12 protein-coding genes are annotated in these 16,481 nt (G+C 43.9%); 5 read left to right on the forward strand and 7 right to left on the reverse strand.

The window, feature by feature from the left end; translation table 11 throughout:
- Positions 1-16: 16 nt before the first annotated feature.
- Positions 17-1,534 (reverse strand): fumarate hydratase, encoded by a 1,518-nt coding sequence (locus L3V33_RS13635; RefSeq protein ID WP_004734730.1) that lies wholly within the window; start codon positions 1,532-1,534, stop codon positions 17-19.
- A gap of 254 nt (positions 1,535-1,788) precedes the next feature.
- Between L3V33_RS13635 and pabB the strand changes: the two genes are divergently transcribed.
- On the forward strand, positions 1,789-3,168 hold the full coding sequence (gene pabB, locus L3V33_RS13640; RefSeq protein ID WP_171312037.1) for an aminodeoxychorismate synthase component I: 1,380 nt from the start codon (positions 1,789-1,791) through the stop codon (positions 3,166-3,168).
- Positions 3,169-3,390: 222 nt separating this feature from the next.
- Here pabB and L3V33_RS13645 read toward each other — a convergent pair whose 3' ends face one another.
- Both L3V33_RS13645 and L3V33_RS13650 read right to left on the reverse strand, forming a co-directional pair.
- Positions 3,391-5,109 carry an ATP-binding protein gene (locus L3V33_RS13645; protein ID WP_237290624.1) on the reverse strand — a complete coding sequence of 573 codons (1,719 nt, stop codon included), beginning with the start codon at positions 5,107-5,109 and terminating at the stop codon, positions 3,391-3,393.
- A gap of 1 nt (position 5,110) precedes the next feature.
- Entirely contained in the window at positions 5,111-5,653 is a 543-nt protein-coding gene (locus L3V33_RS13650) for a heme NO-binding domain-containing protein (protein ID WP_017080579.1), read from the reverse strand.
- 305 nt (positions 5,654-5,958) lie between these two features.
- Between L3V33_RS13650 and L3V33_RS13655 the strand changes: the two genes are divergently transcribed.
- The 3 genes from L3V33_RS13655 to L3V33_RS13665 all read left to right on the forward strand — a co-directional run bounded on the left by L3V33_RS13655 (position 5,959) and on the right by L3V33_RS13665 (position 9,603).
- Positions 5,959-6,558 (forward strand): CoA pyrophosphatase, encoded by a 600-nt coding sequence (locus L3V33_RS13655; protein ID WP_017080578.1) that lies wholly within the window; start codon positions 5,959-5,961, stop codon positions 6,556-6,558.
- A gap of 309 nt (positions 6,559-6,867) precedes the next feature.
- Positions 6,868-8,121, forward strand: coding sequence for an aromatic amino acid transport family protein (locus L3V33_RS13660; RefSeq protein ID WP_004734718.1), 1,254 nt, complete (start codon positions 6,868-6,870; stop codon positions 8,119-8,121).
- Positions 8,122-8,241: 120 nt separating this feature from the next.
- Positions 8,242-9,603 (forward strand): L-serine ammonia-lyase, encoded by a 1,362-nt coding sequence (locus L3V33_RS13665; protein ID WP_054546558.1) that lies wholly within the window; start codon positions 8,242-8,244, stop codon positions 9,601-9,603.
- A gap of 133 nt (positions 9,604-9,736) precedes the next feature.
- Here L3V33_RS13665 and L3V33_RS13670 read toward each other — a convergent pair whose 3' ends face one another.
- The 4 genes from L3V33_RS13670 to L3V33_RS13685 all read right to left on the reverse strand — a co-directional run bounded on the left by L3V33_RS13670 (position 9,737) and on the right by L3V33_RS13685 (position 13,246).
- The gene (locus tag L3V33_RS13670; protein ID WP_237290693.1) at positions 9,737-10,879 is read right to left on the reverse strand and encodes an aromatic amino acid transport family protein; all 1,143 of its coding nucleotides are present in this window, start codon (positions 10,877-10,879) and stop codon (positions 9,737-9,739) included.
- Between the two features lie 81 nt (positions 10,880-10,960).
- Positions 10,961-11,158: a hypothetical protein gene (locus L3V33_RS13675; RefSeq protein WP_146162642.1), complete on the reverse strand. Its 198-nt coding sequence runs from the start codon at positions 11,156-11,158 to the stop codon at positions 10,961-10,963.
- A gap of 265 nt (positions 11,159-11,423) precedes the next feature.
- Positions 11,424-12,254, reverse strand: a complete 831-nt coding sequence (gene fdhD, locus L3V33_RS13680; RefSeq protein WP_102446893.1) for a formate dehydrogenase accessory sulfurtransferase FdhD — start codon at positions 12,252-12,254, stop codon at positions 11,424-11,426.
- A 107-nt stretch (positions 12,255-12,361) separates the two neighbouring features.
- Positions 12,362-13,246: a LysR family transcriptional regulator gene (locus tag L3V33_RS13685; RefSeq protein WP_237290625.1), complete on the reverse strand. Its 885-nt coding sequence runs from the start codon at positions 13,244-13,246 to the stop codon at positions 12,362-12,364.
- A 600-nt stretch (positions 13,247-13,846) separates the two neighbouring features.
- Here L3V33_RS13685 and L3V33_RS13690 point away from each other — a divergent pair.
- A complete protein-coding gene (locus L3V33_RS13690; protein WP_237290626.1) occupies positions 13,847-16,171 on the forward strand; it encodes an FdhF/YdeP family oxidoreductase in 2,325 nt (774 codons plus the stop codon).
- Positions 16,172-16,481: the final 310 nt, after the last annotated feature.

The following is a 16,481-nucleotide window of genomic DNA, read 5'->3' on the forward strand; positions in this document are numbered from 1 at the left end:
TTTTGACTTCGGTAAATTATGCTTTTTCAGCTTCAGCAATTTTCACTTTCCACGTATCAGGGCCGATCTGGTGCGCGTTCACGCCGTTAGAGTCAACCGCGACCGTTACCGGCATGTCTTCAACTTCAAACTCGTAAATCGCTTCCATACCGAGATCTTCAAACGCAACCACGCGTGCTTTTTTAATTGCTTTCGCGACTAAATAAGCTGCACCGCCAACCGCCATCAGGTAAACCGATTTATGTTGTTTGATTGACTCTACCGTTGCAGGGCCACGTTCTGCTTTACCAATCATGCCCATAATGCCTGTTTCTTCTAGCATCATGTCAGTGAACTTATCCATACGAGTAGAGGTTGTTGGGCCAGCAGGACCAACCGCTTCATCGCGTACCGCATCAACAGGGCCTACGTAATAAATGAACTTACCTTTCAGGTCAACGCCTTCTGGTAAACCTTCACCACTTTCAAGCATGCCTTGAATACGCTTATGAGCAGCATCACGACCGGTTAATATCTTGCCTGATAGAAGAACCGTTTCGCCAGTCTTCCACTCTTGAACGTCTTCTTTGGTAATTTCATCAAGGTTAACACGGCGTGTATTCGCGCCAGCTTCCCAAGTAATGTCTGGCCACTCTTCTAACTTAGGTGGTGTTAGCTCTGCAGGGCCGCTGCCGTCTAGCGTGAAGTGAACGTGACGCGTTGCTGCACAGTTCGGGATCAAGCAAACAGGCTTTGAAGCTGCATGCGTTGGTGCTGTTTTGATTTTTACGTCCACGACAGTGGTTAGACCGCCAAGACCTTGTGCACCAATACCAAGCTTGTTTACACGGTTGAAGATGTCTAAACGAAGCTCTTCTTCTGCGTTCTCTGGACCTTTGTCGATAAGGTCTTGAATATCGATGTGTTCCATCAGAGATTCTTTAGCGAGTACCGCGGCTTTCTCAGCCGTACCGCCAATACCTATACCTAGCATGCCCGGTGGACACCAACCAGCACCCATCGTCGGCAGCGTTTTCTCTACCCACTCTGCAATGTCATCAGAAGGGTTTAGCATGACCATCTTGGTTTTGTTCTCAGAACCACCGCCTTTAGCCGCGATTTGAATTTCAACTTTATTACCTGGAACCATATTAATGTGAACAACCGCTGGTGTGTTGTCTTTTGTATTAATACGCTTACCTGCAGGGTCCATTAGGACAGATGCACGCAATGGGTTATCCGGATTGTTGTAAGCTTGACGAACGCCTTCATCAACCATCTGCTGTACTGTTTGATCCGTTTCCCACCTAACATCCATACCGATGTTCACGAAACAAGTAACAATACCTGTATCCTGACAAATTGGACGATGACCTTCCGCAGACATGCGTGAGTTAATCAGAATCTGAGCGATAGCATCTTTTGCTGCTTGGCTCTCTTCTTTCTCATACGCTTTTTCTAGGGCTTGGACAAAATCTAAAGGGTGATAATAAGAAATGTACTGAAGTGCGTCAGCGACACTGCTGATCACATCTTGCTTACGAATAACCGTCATTGCATGCCTCTTTATTGTTCTGGTTCCATGTGGGGTCTTGGTTTGACTGTTTTTGTCTAACCGGGTTAGTTGGCTTAGCTTTTTATTATGTTGAGCTGTATTTAGTTGCTTTAGCAATCGCTTGCATAGCTTTAAACTAAACCATTTGGTTTGCACCGTTCTAATCAAGAACCCATTTTATTTTCAATTTATGATACTCTTGCTTCCTCTCACACGCCATGCAGTGATCGAACTCTTTGTCACAAATTAAACAAATGAATAACAACGAATTTCGCTCTATCCAAATCAAGCCGCTTGAATATCAATCAACTTTAGCTAAACAGCTGTTTTCTCATATTGAAAGTATGCCGTGGGCAATGCTATTACGCTCTGCTTCAGAAAGCCACGTTGATAGTCGATACGACATTTTAGTTGCTCAACCCATCGCCACCTTTGAGACAGTCGGTGCAAAAACGACCGTTAATGTTAATGAGACGTGCGAGGTTTCAGACTCCGATCCTTTCGAACTACTCGACCAATATCAGCAAAAGTTATTGCCTGTAACGAAAGAGCACGTTGAGTTGCCATTCGTTGGCGGTGCATTGGGCTACTTTAGTTATGATTTGGGGCGCAGAGTTGAAACACTTCCTTCACTCGCAAAGCGAGACATTGAAGCGCCAGACATGGCGGTTGGTTTGTATGAGTGGGCCATTGTCGTTGATCACAAACTGAAGACGGCATGTATTGTCGGCCAAAATATTGATTCACATCTCGATTGGTTAACCTCGCAGTCAAAGCACAATGCAGTAATCCAACCTGCCTTTGGATTAACGACACCATGGCAATCCAACATGAGTCAAGATAGCTATGCGAACAAGTTCGATAGTGTTCAAGAGTACCTGTTATCCGGCGATTGCTATCAGATTAACTTGGCTCAGCGTTTCAATGCCCAATATCAAGGCAGTGAATGGCTAGCCTATGACAAATTAGAGCAGTACAACTCGGCACCCTTTTCTGGCTTCATCCGTTTGGCCGACTGCGCAATCATCAGTGTATCGCCTGAACGATTCTTAGAACTCAATAGTGGCACCATTGAAACAAAACCGATCAAAGGCACACGCCCTCGTTCTGAAAACCCTATGATTGATGATGCCAACGCACAAGACCTGGTCAACGCCGATAAAGATCAGGCAGAAAACTTGATGATCGTCGACCTGCTTCGTAATGATATTGGCCGAGTCGCAAAGCCGGGATCAGTTCATGTACCAAAGCTCTTCGATATTGAAAGCTTCCCTGCCGTGCACCACTTAGTGAGCACGATACGAGCAGACCTTGATAACCAATATTCTGCAACTGACCTTCTGAGAGCCTGTTTCCCTGGAGGGTCGATTACCGGAGCACCAAAAGTGCGAGCAATGCAGATCATTGAAGAGTTAGAACCCCATCGACGCTCCGCCTATTGTGGCAGTATCGGCTACATCAGTCGAAATGGCAGAATGGATACCAGCATTACCATTCGTACGTTAGTTGCTGAAAACAACACGCTCTATGCGTGGGCTGGCGGCGGTGTGGTGTTCGATAGTGACTGTGCCTCTGAATACCAAGAGACGCTCGATAAGCTGAGTCGCATTCTGCCTGTGCTTGAAGAATGCTAAGCATAACGTCATTAACTGACAGTTTCGCTGCTTAACGGCCAGTAAAAGCTCTATATAAGAAGAAACCGAAATAAAAAGAAACCGAAGGATCGTAAGATCACTTCGGTTTTTTTAGTCTCTGAGCCAGAGCGTGTGAATGACCACTTCTGACTAGCGATGCTTAATTAACAACCTTTAGGTTACCTTAGTTAAAAAGCTCTAAGCTACTTTAGTTAACAAGCGCTAAGTTACTTTCGCAGGCGTAACACCCCACTTCTTGAGCATCTCTTTAAGGTCGTTGGCCGTATAAGGCTTACTAAGAATGTCATCCATTCCACATTGAATACAGTGTTCCCGCTCTTCAAGCGTCGTTCCGGCAGTCAGTGCAACTATAGACTTCGAATACCCTTTCTTTCTTAGCTTCTCTGTCGCTTCAAAGCCGTCCATAACTGGCATTCTGCAATCCATGAACACAATGTCGTAGTCATTATTTGAGGCTAGCTCGAGTCCTTCTACACCGTTACTTGCAATAACAGGTTCAATCTCATGTTTACGTAACATTTGTTGGATGATGATCTGGTTCATCTTAATATCATCAACTACGAGCACTTCAAGCAGTGACAATTCGACTTCAGATTCAAAGCCTTTGGCGACACTATCGCTCTCTGCTGGTACGTCGACAACCTGAAGAGGAATCGAAATGGTAAACGTAGTACCTGAGCCAACAATACTGGTCACCCCAATATCGCCATTCATTAAAGCCACCAGCTTACGACAAATCGCTAACCCAAGCCCGGTACCCTCGTAGTTTCGGCTACTTGAGTTATCCGCCTGAGTAAAAGGTTCAAACAGCGTCTTATGTGCAGATTCGGCAATGCCTACCCCAGTATCTTCCACTGAGAAAACAAACTGGTTTTTGTCCCACTCAATATCGACATTGACGTGCCCCTCTTCTGTAAATTTGATCGCATTACCGATTAAGTTAACAAACAGTTGCGTGATACGTTCTAAATCGCCTTGGAAATGAGAAGGTACGTTAGATGCGACACTGATATTAAATTCGATCTGCTTCTCAATCGCGCGATTGACGAAGATACTTTCAATCGTATTTCTCAAATCATGCAACGCAAATTTCTTGGGAATAAGATCCAACATCCCTGCATTGATTTTGCTGAAATCAAGCAAATCATTAATGATGGTTCTGAGAAACTCTCCAGATTGGCTCAGGTTATTCACTATTTCACGCTGAGAACTGCTGAGTTCGGTATCGCTGATCAATTCTGCACTACCTAGCAAACCATTAAGCGGAGTTCTTAATTCATGGTTAATCATGGCCACAAAGTCGCGCGTTGCCCTCTCGGACTCTTCCGCTCGTTTACGTGACTCAACATTTCGATTGATAGCAAGCTGATGAGTTAATGCACTGCAGATAAGGTCAGTCACTAACAACAGTTGGCTTTGAATGAATTCGTAGTCTTGGTCTAACAACCTGACCTTCACGATTAACGCACCGACTATGACCTTTTCGACCTCTAATGGCACCGTTAGCAAGTTGCCTTGCCAATGAGGTTCTTGAATGTATTGCTCTATCACCTCGACGGCTTCGTCACCATAGTCATAGGTATGTAACTGAGGAATCAGCTTGGGAGGCAAAATCAAACGACTGGCTTCGATCAAGTAACTGTTGGTCACATTCATCGTCAATTGTGACAACATGACGTCATCGAGATCATTTCTAAGGAACGCGCGCCCGAAATCAATCAACAAGTTGTCGATTTGTTCTTGGAATTCAATACGACGTATATTCGCATTGGAGCGCTTTTCTAACTGACGCAGAGCAAGTTCAAGCTGTTGGTTAGCCTCAAACAGTTCGAGGCTCTTTTGTTCCAACAACACTTCAGCCGCTTTCCTGGCCGCGATTTGACGCTTAAGTTTCTTCTCTATGGCAGATGCCGGATCCATATCACTTTTCTACTTTGAGATTAAACCTAACCACGCTTTGGTCATCATTTTGCGGCGTCATTTCAACCGCGATAGATTCACCGTGGTATTCAGCACACCCTTCAATAAGCCCTAAGCAAACGTGAGACATGCACCTTGCGCTTTTATAGTCAAAAACAAGCTGTGCTTCAGTCGTGGTAATAAAGCTGAATTCAGGCGGCTCCGCATCCGGATAGAGCTTCTTCACTTCAACGTGAATATAGCGCTCTACGTGCTGGATAAATTGAAAGGTGGTCGTGCTATGAGCAAGGCTCGCTTTATTAGGCAATGAAGCCAATAAGTTCTTAAAGACTGACTGCCCAAAAACACGCTGTAAACTGGCTGCATCAATATCGGTTTTCTTACTCAAGTTGATAATCAACCTGACAAGGTCTTTGTGGTCATAGCTTCCGACCGACGTGTAGATCCCTTCGTCTTCTGACATCTCTAAAACTTCTTCCAAAAGCTCCAGCCCAAACTTGTCTTCAACAAGCTCTAAAAATTCGGTGAATATGATTCCTTTCATCTCATACCTTTTCTTCTATTTCTTTTTAGAATGGTCTACTAAGTTATTGTTATCAAATTCTTAAACAAAAAAACTACGTTTCATCACCTAATTTTATGACATGGGTAACGCTTACTTGGAAATGTACAAATATTGAATATAGCAAAACCCCTCGTTTTGAGGCGATGGGTGACAGCCACTCCCCTTTATTATGCTTAGTTAATGACTGAACTAAGGGTAAGTAAATGAAGACACACTCAAAATTGGTAATCAGCCCACGGTTATGCCTATACTTAAAATCATAATAATCAATATATTGGCTTGATATGAATAAAGAAAACTTCCTTCAACAATTCCAGCTTAACCCTACGGTTGGCTATCATCCTGAATCTGTAGAGCGTGTTTCGCATATCAGTGGCGATCAATTGCGCAAAGCGGCAGTGGTGGTCGGTTTAGTAGAACGAGAAGATGGTTTACATGTCATTTTTACTAAAAGAGCCGCTCATTTAAAGCATCATCCAGGCCAAGTCAGCTTTCCTGGGGGTAAACACGAACTTTCCGACCCTTCTATGCAATTTACTGCACTTAGAGAACTCCACGAAGAGGTGGGAATTCGATCGGATCAAGTTAAAATTGTTGGCCAATTACCTGCATTGAGTACTATTAGTAAATTTTCTGTGACACCGATTGTTGCAATGGTCGATCCTGACTATGAAGCCATCATCGATGAGAACGAAGTGGCCTCGATTTTTGAGGTGCCTGCCACCTATGTTTTAGACCAAGCTAAGTTACACAGCCACACTGTTAACGTTAAACAAATCAAGCATCGTGTTTTTGCGATGCCCTTCGAAGAGCACCTAATTTGGGGCGTTACAGCTCAAATCATCCAATCTCTGCAGCGACATGTAGTGCAACAAATTACATAGCAACTACGTTTTGTTTAATCTCTGTTAACAAAATCCAGCCTTTCTATAGAACAGATTTATTAATGCAATTTTACGCAAACGTTTTCTTGGTATAAATCTGAACAACCCCACCTTTCGCATAATAAAAATTAATACCTAGCATGAGCATAAATCACCTGTAGCACGCCAATTTCGTGATCAAAAATCCGTTTTTCGCATATCATGTGACACGCCGTTTCATTACATGATTTAGATCTATTTTTTGCAGAAGAAAATTCTGCAGAATTAGCCCCAACTTATTTCCTGTTCCCAAAAAATGAGTAATTTAACATGAACACAACAACTTCTTCGGCAAATGCCGTTAAAGATTCAAGCAAGTTTAACTATAAAGATTTTACCTGGTGTTTATCACTATTCGGTACAGCAGTTGGTGCTGGCGTACTATTCCTTCCAATCAAAGCTGGTGCGGGTGGTTTTTGGCCATTAGTTATCCTAGCTCTAATCGCGGCACCAATGACTTGGTTCGCACACAAATCTCTAGCTCGTTTCGTACTGTCTGCTAAAAACCCTGAAGCTGATATTACAGACACAGTTGAAGAGCACTTCGGTAAGACTGGCGCAAACATTATTACTTTTGCTTACTTTTTCGCTATCTACCCAATCGTTCTTATCTACGGTGTTGGTATCACAAACACGGTTGATTCTTTCCTAGTAAACCAAATGGGTATGGAATCTATTCCACGTCCTCTTCTTTCTGGTGCACTGATCCTTGCTATGACAGCAGGTGTTGTATTCGGTAAAGAACTGATGCTTAAAGCAACTTCAGCAATGGTTTACCCACTAGTATTCGTCCTACTAGCGCTGTCTTTCTACCTAGTTCCTGAATGGAACACTTCAATGATGGAAACAAGCCCAGAATGGTCTTCAATGCCTTCTATTATCTGGCTTGCGATTCCAATCATCGTGTTCTCTTTCAACCACAGCCCAATCATTTCACAGTTCTCTAAAGAGCAACGTCGTGTATACGGTGAAGACGCAGTTAAGAAAACTGACGCGATCACTGGCGGCGCAGCAATGATGCTGATGGGTTTTGTAATGTTCTTCGTATTCTCTGTAGTGCTTTCTCTATCTCCAGAGCAACTAGCTACAGCACAAGCGCAAAACATCTCTGTACTTTCTTACCTAGCTAACGTTCACGAGTCTCCACTTATCTCTTACATGGGTCCTCTAGTAGCGTTCGCAGCGATTACTTCTAGCTACTTCGGTCACTTCCTAGGTGCTCATGAAGGTCTTGTTGGTCTAATCAAGTCTCGCTCTGGTTCTTCAATCAGCACGATTGAGAAAGCATCTCTAGCGTTCATCGTTGTTACAACTTGGATTGTTGCGGTAGTTAACCCAAGCATCCTAGGTATGATTGAAACAATGGGTGCTCCAATGATTGCAGCTATCCTGTTCCTGATGCCTGTATTCGCGATGCAGAAAGTACCAGCAATGGCTAAGTACAAAACTTCAGCACCTGTGCAAATCTTTACAGCTTTATGTGGTCTAGCGGCTATTAGTTCTGTAATCTACGGCGCTCTTTAATCTCAAGCCTTTTTTATAAGATGGCATCCATCTTATATCGCGAGATTAGACAAAAAATATAATGATAATAAATGAGCCTCCCTACTCCCCTTGGGAGGCTCTCTTTTTGAGGTAATCGCTATGATTAGTGTATTTGATATCTATAAAATCGGTGTTGGTCCATCGAGCTCACACACAGTTGGACCAATGAAAGCGGGTAAAGAGTTTATTGATGACCTACGTTCAATGGGAAAATTGCGCGACATCACTAAAATCACCGTGGACGTATATGGATCACTATCACTGACAGGGAAAGGTCACCACACAGATATCGCAATCATCATGGGTCTTGCTGGCAATACTCCTGAGAAAGTGGATATCGACTCTATCGCAGGTTTCATTGCTCGCGTAGAAGAAACTGAACGTCTACCTGTTGGTATGCACTGTCATACTGTTTCGTTCCCGAAAGATGGCGGAATGAATTTCCATACTTCGAACCTTTCTCTACACGAGAATGGCATGAGCATTCATGCTTGGGTTGATGACGAAGTAGCTTACTCAAAAACGTACTACTCAATTGGTGGCGGTTTCATCGTTGACGAAGAGAGCTTCGGCAAAGAAGAAGAAAACCCAATTAAAGCACCATACGAATTCACAACAGCTGAAGAGCTGGTTAATCAGTGTAAAGAAAGCGGTCTTTCTATTAGTACACTGGTTATGAAAAACCAAGCAGCTTTCCACTCAGACGAAGAGTCTCGCACTTACTTCGCTAACATCTGGAGAACGATGCGTGAGTGTATGGATCGCGGTATGAATACTGAAGGTATCTTGCCTGGTCCACTGCGTGTTCCTCGTCGTGCAGCTTCACTTCGCCAACTTCTGATTACTTCAGAAAAAACAACCAACGATCCAATGACGGTTGTTGATTGGGTGAACATGTTTGCATTCGCAGTAAACGAAGAAAACGCAGCGGGCGGTCGTGTAGTAACAGCACCGACAAACGGCGCGTGTGGCATTATCCCTGCGGTATTGGCTTACTACGATAAGTTCATTCAAACAGTAACTGAGAAAGACTACATCCGTTACTTCGCAGCTTCTGGTGCGATCGGTGGTCTTTACAAGCGTAACGCTTCTATCTCTGGCGCTGAAGTTGGCTGTCAGGGTGAAGTTGGCGTAGCATGTTCTATGGCTGCAGCTGGTCTTGCTGAGCTTATGGGTGGTAGCCCTGAGCAAGTATGTATGGCTGCAGAAATCGGCATGGAGCACAACCTAGGTCTAACGTGTGACCCAGTTGCTGGCCAAGTACAAGTACCATGTATCGAGCGTAACGGTATTGCTGCAGTGAAAGCAATCAACTCAACTCGTATGGCACTTCGTCGCTCTTCTGCTCCGACTGTTTCTCTCGATAAAGTTATCGAAACAATGCTAGAAACCGGCAAAGACATGAACGCTAAATACCGTGAGACATCTCAAGGTGGTTTGGCAGTTAAAGTGGTTTGTTAATTAGCATTAGTTTGTTAATAGCTTTTGAATCAATCTGCTTTTCTTGAGCAGATAATAAAAAGGAACGCCGAGGCGTTCCTTTTTTGTATCTGAAATTTGGCGAGCTATTTACTCAACTCACCAAATAGCCAGATTAAATCACTTGCGAGATAAGCAGAAAGCAACCAAACAACAATGAGAAAAGCAACATTGGTCGGCCACCTTCAGCGCTGTATCTGTCTTCCGCTACTTTCATAAAGCGTTGCTTATGAACCATAACCAGAGGAACAAAGACCGCCAAGAACACTAAGATGATGCCTGCATAGTTCAACACTTGTAGGAACTTGTCCGCAGCAAACAGTGAGCCCGCCAGCGGCAAGATGAAACTAATGCAGTACGTTACCGCGGTGTTTTGATTGAACATGTCTTTGTTCTGGTTGAACAACGCCATTGCTACACCAAAGAAAGAGGTCAACAACGCCAAGCCAGTGAAGGTAGACAGAACGTTACCCACCCAAGGAGACTGAGCCTCAAACGCCGCCATCAAATCTGATACGTTCTTGAAGCTTCTGAATTGCTCTTCGCTCAAGTTACCGACTACCGCAAACAACCAACACAAGTAGCACACTAATGGGATCAGAGAACCGACGATCACCATGTTACGCAGCTGTTTGTCTGTCGCTTCGTGGTTGTAAGAAACCAAGGTTGGAATCACAACCATAAAGCCAAAGCTCGTAAACAGGATGGCACTGGTTTTGATTAGATCAACGTTGTCATGGCTGGTTACCTGCATCAAGTTTTCTTGAGTCATGCTCGGCGCTAAGAACACCATGGTTGCAAACAAGCTAGCAAGCATCACGAAGAACAGTGCACGGTTGAGTTTATCAATCACACTGGTGCCACTTGCGACAACGGCACCTGCAAGCAAGGTAAACACGATTTGGCTCGTGGTCGCGGTGATCTCAACGCCAAAGTTAGACAGTAACTTGCTCAGCAAATCACCCGCACCCAGAATGTAGGCCATTAATAGGCAAATCAATAACGCGTAAAGCAGGCCGTTGGTAATCAACTGCCCTTGTTTGCCCAGAGTTTTTCGAGCAATAGAGTTCAACCCTAGACCGCCACCGGCTTTGATGGTCGCTTCTAGAAGTAATAGTGCTGCGTAAGTAGTACCGAAACAGATCAGAACCATCAACAGTGTGCCGTTAAGCAATCCAAATTGAGCTAATACCATTGGGATCGCAAGCATACCAGCACCGAGAGCGGTACCAGCGATAATTAGGGAGCTACCCATCATTTTAATATTCATTGTTTTTAACTTATTTGTTTAGTTTTTATAGATGTGAGTCTTCGTACATCAAGCCGATGACAAAGGAATTCAGATAGAAATAGAGTTATAAAACGAATAACAATAGGAGCGATAAGCGGTAAAGAAGCGTGCAGAGACGTGGTCGAACAAGGTGTTCAAAGGGGAGCTTGTCTTAAAAGAGGTAAAACGAGAAACGTGAGTTTGCGTTAACTGATGTGGTGAGCCTTCCGTAGGTTCAATAATCGGTGATGTAATCTTGAATTTCATGTATGTGTCCAATAATTAAGTCACATTCCATAGTAATTGAAGCAGCGTATCCATTGCTGCCCTACCTCTGTCATTAGAGGTGTTTTCATCTTATCGAATGAGCTTTGAAACACAACGCTATAACCACATTTTTTGCTATTAAATTGAACAAAACAGCCATTTGGATATAAATTAACCACCAAACCGCGTAAAACAATAATCATTTATCATAAAAACCAAAGAGAGGCACAATGGTCTCTCTTTTTATCCAAACAAAAACATGACATTAAGGCGCAGGGCTATATAAACGAGGTGGACTGCTGTTGGGTAAGTGAATCAGATTTAAGCGATTACGTCTTGCCCATTCGACCGTCAATGAGGTAGGAGCCGACAAACAAACCAAGGTTGCGATTTCAGCACGCACGGCTTTATGGATAAGCTCTAAACTGCAACGACTCGTCATAATGGCGAAACCCGACTTAGGGTTGATCTCGTTCACGGCCATCGCCCCTATTAGTTTATCCAGTGCGTTGTGGCGACCGATGTCTTCACGACAAAGTGAAATTTCACCTTTCGAATTCGCAAACAAAGCGGCATGTAAAGCACCGGATATTTTGGCTGCTTTTTGATGTTCAGCAATTCGCCCTCTCAACCCCTGAAAAACCAGTGGACTGGGTGGTAATGACGATGGCAATGGAACCAGATCCGGAAGTGCTTGTTCAAGCGCCTCAACACCACACAAACCACAGCCTGTCGTTCCAGCCAAGTTACGCCGCTGAGTTTTCATGTCCCAAAAAGCACGGTTGCTGATTTCTACTTGCGCGAAATGAGATTCACCATTGCCACCAATCTCAATATCACGAATCTCACTGAATTTTTTTACAATACCGGTGCTTAAACTAAAACCGCGCACAAAGTCTTCCATGTGACCGGGTGTCACCATCATAACCGCCTGACTGATCCCGTTATAACTGATCGCCAATGCAGATTCGTTTGCCAGAGGTGCATCCACCACCATGCTATAGCCCGTAAGTTCTCGATAGCTCATGGCATTGGGCTGTGGAGGCGCTTGATTAAAATCAGGCAGTTCAATATAGGATTGAGTTATACATCTCATAAAATCACCCGGAAAGACAGTCAGCTTGACGATATCGACTCAGACTGAAAACGTTACTTATTAAACCAGTATTACTGATTAAATAGACATCACTGGTTAAACAAACATCACTGATTAAACAAGTGTTTTGCTTCAGCAAAGCACTGATCAGTGAGTGCCGAATAAGGTTCTTGTTTACGCTTAAGTAGACCGAGAGGCGAATGCACCACGGCTTTTTCTATCGGTACGATACGCAATTGTTCATTGAGCTCTTCCAATCCAGAGTTAAGCGGCATAACAGCACAGCACAGGCCACTGGTAACGGCTTGGATCAGGTGAAACGTAGAGTTACTTTCAATCAAAGTCTGCGGAACTAGGCCTTTACTACCAAAGCTCAAATCAATCGAATGACGATAATGCATGCCTTTAGACAAAAGCCCCAAAGGAATGCTATTGAGTGATTCCCATAAGACTTCCGACTCAGCAAAATCAAAGAATCGGCTGTCATACAGAATGCCTAAATCCGTCGAGTTCATTTCTATAACGTCAAAATAAGCCGTATTGATCTGGTCGGTGTAACACATGCCTAAATCAAGTTGGTTACGATTGAGCTGGTCTATGATCTGCTCAGATGTCATCGACAAAATTTGAAAGCGAAGTTCAGGGAATTTTTCTGCTAAAGGCTTAATCAACTGCATCGGGTTTTGACTGGCTAAAGGCACCATGCCAACTCTTAGCGAGCCGACCAGTTGGCCACGGCAGTTAGCCGCTTCGGCTTGTAAACCGTCATGAGCCGCTAAGACGGTCTTTGCCCAAGCCAATATACGTTCACCCGCTTCGGTAAACCCTTCAAAACGTTGACTTCTTGAAATCAACTCGAGGCCTAACTCTTCTTCTAAACGCCTTATCCTCATCGACAACGTAGGCTGAGTAATATGACAAAGTGTCGCAGCCTGACCAAAGTGTTTCGTTTGATCTAAAGCGATTAAATACTTAAGTTGTTTTATATCCATGAATGATTAGTAAAACCTTGAAATGAAGCGTCTTCTTCGCGTTCGTCGTACATTAACGGTTCTCTGTGATTGAAAATACCTATCACGGGAAATGGCTCAATCTGTAAAGCAACAGCTAAAATAACAACGGTATTTTTGATTTAAATCAAAGTATGCCCAATTTAAATATAGGTCAAATCTAAATTATCTATAGCGTGATAGACAGCAACTATCATGGGAGACTCAGCTATATCAAGGCTGATTAACAAATCTCTCGTAAAATAGAGCTCACATCGCACTGGCTAATAAATTTTATTTATCACTATGAAAAATCTATTTATCACTGTGACAAAAGCGACACTTTCCATATTTACTCGCCATGATAGATTCTATTTATCACTTAGTCGGCAATATCAATTGGACGCACCGCCCCTTAACGGCATAACCTTTGATTTAGATCATGGCAAACAATTAGCCAGTCTATTTCTAAATATTCAAAGCAGTAAACAGGTATCGATACCAAATAATCAAAACCGTTTTACTCCCGCCTTATTTTTATAACGCGCCTGTTTTTACCGGTTCCCTTGTTTACTGCCGTTCCCGTGTGTGAGGAGTGCAGTTGTGAGCCAAAAAGAACAGATAAAAAAATATAAAGGTCCTGCTGGTGGTTGGGGTGCGTTAAAAGCCGTCACTAAGAGTTGGTGGGGCAGCGAAAACGCAATCAAAAACATTCGAACAATGCTTAAAACGAATCAAAACGGTGGTTTTGATTGTCCGGGATGCGCATGGGGGGAATCCCCACACAGCAGTAAAGTGAACTTCTGTGAGAACGGTGCAAAAGCCGTGAACTGGGAAGCCACAAATCGATTTGTGGATCCTGAGTTTTTCGCTGAACACAGCGTAACATCCTTGTCATCACAAACAGACTACTGGCTGGAATACCAAGGCCGAATAACCCATCCGATGAAGTACGACGCAGCATCCGACCACTATATTCCTATCGAGTGGGACGAAGCCTTTTCGCTCGTAGCCAAGCATTTGAAGCAACTCGACTCGCCACATCAAGCCGAATTTTACACTTCGGGTCGAGCCAGTAATGAAGCGGCGTTTTTGTACCAACTCTTCGTCCGTGCGTTTGGAACAAATAACTTCCCTGACTGTTCAAACATGTGCCACGAAGCCAGTGCAATTGGCATGAAAGATACGGTCGGTGTGGGCAAAGGAACCGTGATTTTTGACGACTTTGAACAAGCAGACGCGATCTTTGTGCTCGGGCAAAACCCAGGTACTAATCACCCCCGCATGCTTGAACCATTGCGTGAAGCGGTAAAACGCGGCGCTCAGGTGATCTGTTTCAATCCATTGAAAGAACGTGGACTTGAACGTTTCCAAAATCCTCAAGTTCCAGTTGAAATGTTAAGCAATGGTTCAAAACCAACCAATACCGCTTATTTAAGACCAGCATTAGGTGGCGATATGGCGGTCTTTCGTGGGATGGCTAAATATTTGCTGCAATGGGAACGTGATGCGCTCGCAACCGAAGGAAAAGCCATATTTGATCGTCAATTCATCAGCGAACACACCATAGGTATTGATGAATACTTAGCAGAAGTTGATGCGACAACATGGGAGCATATCGCTGAACAATCAGGGTTAGCTTTAAGCGAAATAGAAATGGTCGCAGACATGTACCGCCGTTCAGAAAAGGTGATCATGTGTTGGGCTATGGGGCTAACACAACATCGTCATTCAGTACAAACCATCAAAGAAGTAGCCAATGTGCAATTGTTGCGCGGCAACGTCGGTAAGCCAGGTGCTGGGCTATCACCAGTTAGGGGGCATAGTAATGTCCAAGGCGATCGTACAATGGGCATCGATGAAAAACCGTCAAACCAATTTCTTGATAGCATAGAACGCCGCTTTAACTTCAATGCCCCGCGAGATGTAGGCCACAACACCATACAAGCGATTAAAGCGATGGAGGAAAAACGCTCGAAAGTCTTTATTGGTTTAGGTGGTAATTTTGCGCAAGCCACACCCGATACTCCTCGCACGCATCTGGCGATGAAAAATTGTGACCTAACCGTTCATATCTCAACCAAACTCAATCGCTCTCACCTTGTTACCGGTCAAGATGCCCTGATTCTGCCATGTTTGGGACGTACGGAAATCGATACACAAGCTAATGGGCCACAAGGCATCACCGTCGAAGATACCTTCAGCATGGTTCACATCTCTTACGGACAGCTCGAACCTCGATCAGAGCATTTACGTTCTGAACCAGCCATTGTCGCGGGTATTGCCAATGCCACACTGGGCAGCCATCCAATCGATTGGAATTGGGTCATTCAAGATTATGGACATATTCGAGACCTCATTGCAGATACGATTCCGGGCTTTACTGACTTCAATCAGAAACTGGAAAATCCGGGTGGATTTCATTTAGTCAATCCTGCCGCAAATCGTCAATGGAACACCCTCAGCGGCAAAGCGCAATTTGGCTCCAATGAACTACCAAAACAACTGATTAATGAAGCGGTGTTGCAAGGTGGTAATAAACCCGATCTGATCTTGCAAACCATGCGTTCCCATGACCAATACAACACCACGTTATATGGCTTGAATGATCGTTACCGCGGTGTCTTTGGTATGCGCGAAGTTTTGTTTATCAATGAAGCCGATATATTGAAGCTCGGTTTTAAACCGGGTGACAAGGTCGATATGGTGTCGCTTTGGGAAGATGGTGTAACGAGAAAAGTGAAAGGGTTTACCCTGGTAGCTTATGACGTTCCACAGGGTCAGGCGGCGGCTTACTATCCTGAAACCAACCCTTTGGTTCCTCTAGACAGCTATGGTGAACGAACCTTTACCCCTACCTCGAAATTTATCGCCATCAGATTAGAAAAATCAATCTCTGACGCCATTCCTCTTTCAACCGTCAGTTAACTGGCAGTCGGCAATTGAAAGTAAAAGTAAAAGTAAAAATCCACCTGTTTTAACAGGTGGATTTTAATAGTGACGCTTGGCCAGTATCAATACAGTCCGCTGAACATGTTTATTTAAGTCATGTACGTTTATTGGGCTTTTCATACCCTTAAAATTTAACGATAAACTCCCTTTCATTCGCCCAAAGAACATCATCACAAACTCGCTACATCACAGAAACATAACCACAACCGGAGTGTGGTCACACAATCGGTTATACCTCATAGGTGGTAGAGTCTCTTACACGTAAAGTATGCGCGTCATTATAATT

The sequence above is a fragment of the Vibrio sp. A2-1 genome, assembly GCF_021728355.1.
GTDB lineage: Bacteria > Pseudomonadota > Gammaproteobacteria > Enterobacterales > Vibrionaceae > Vibrio > Vibrio splendidus_K.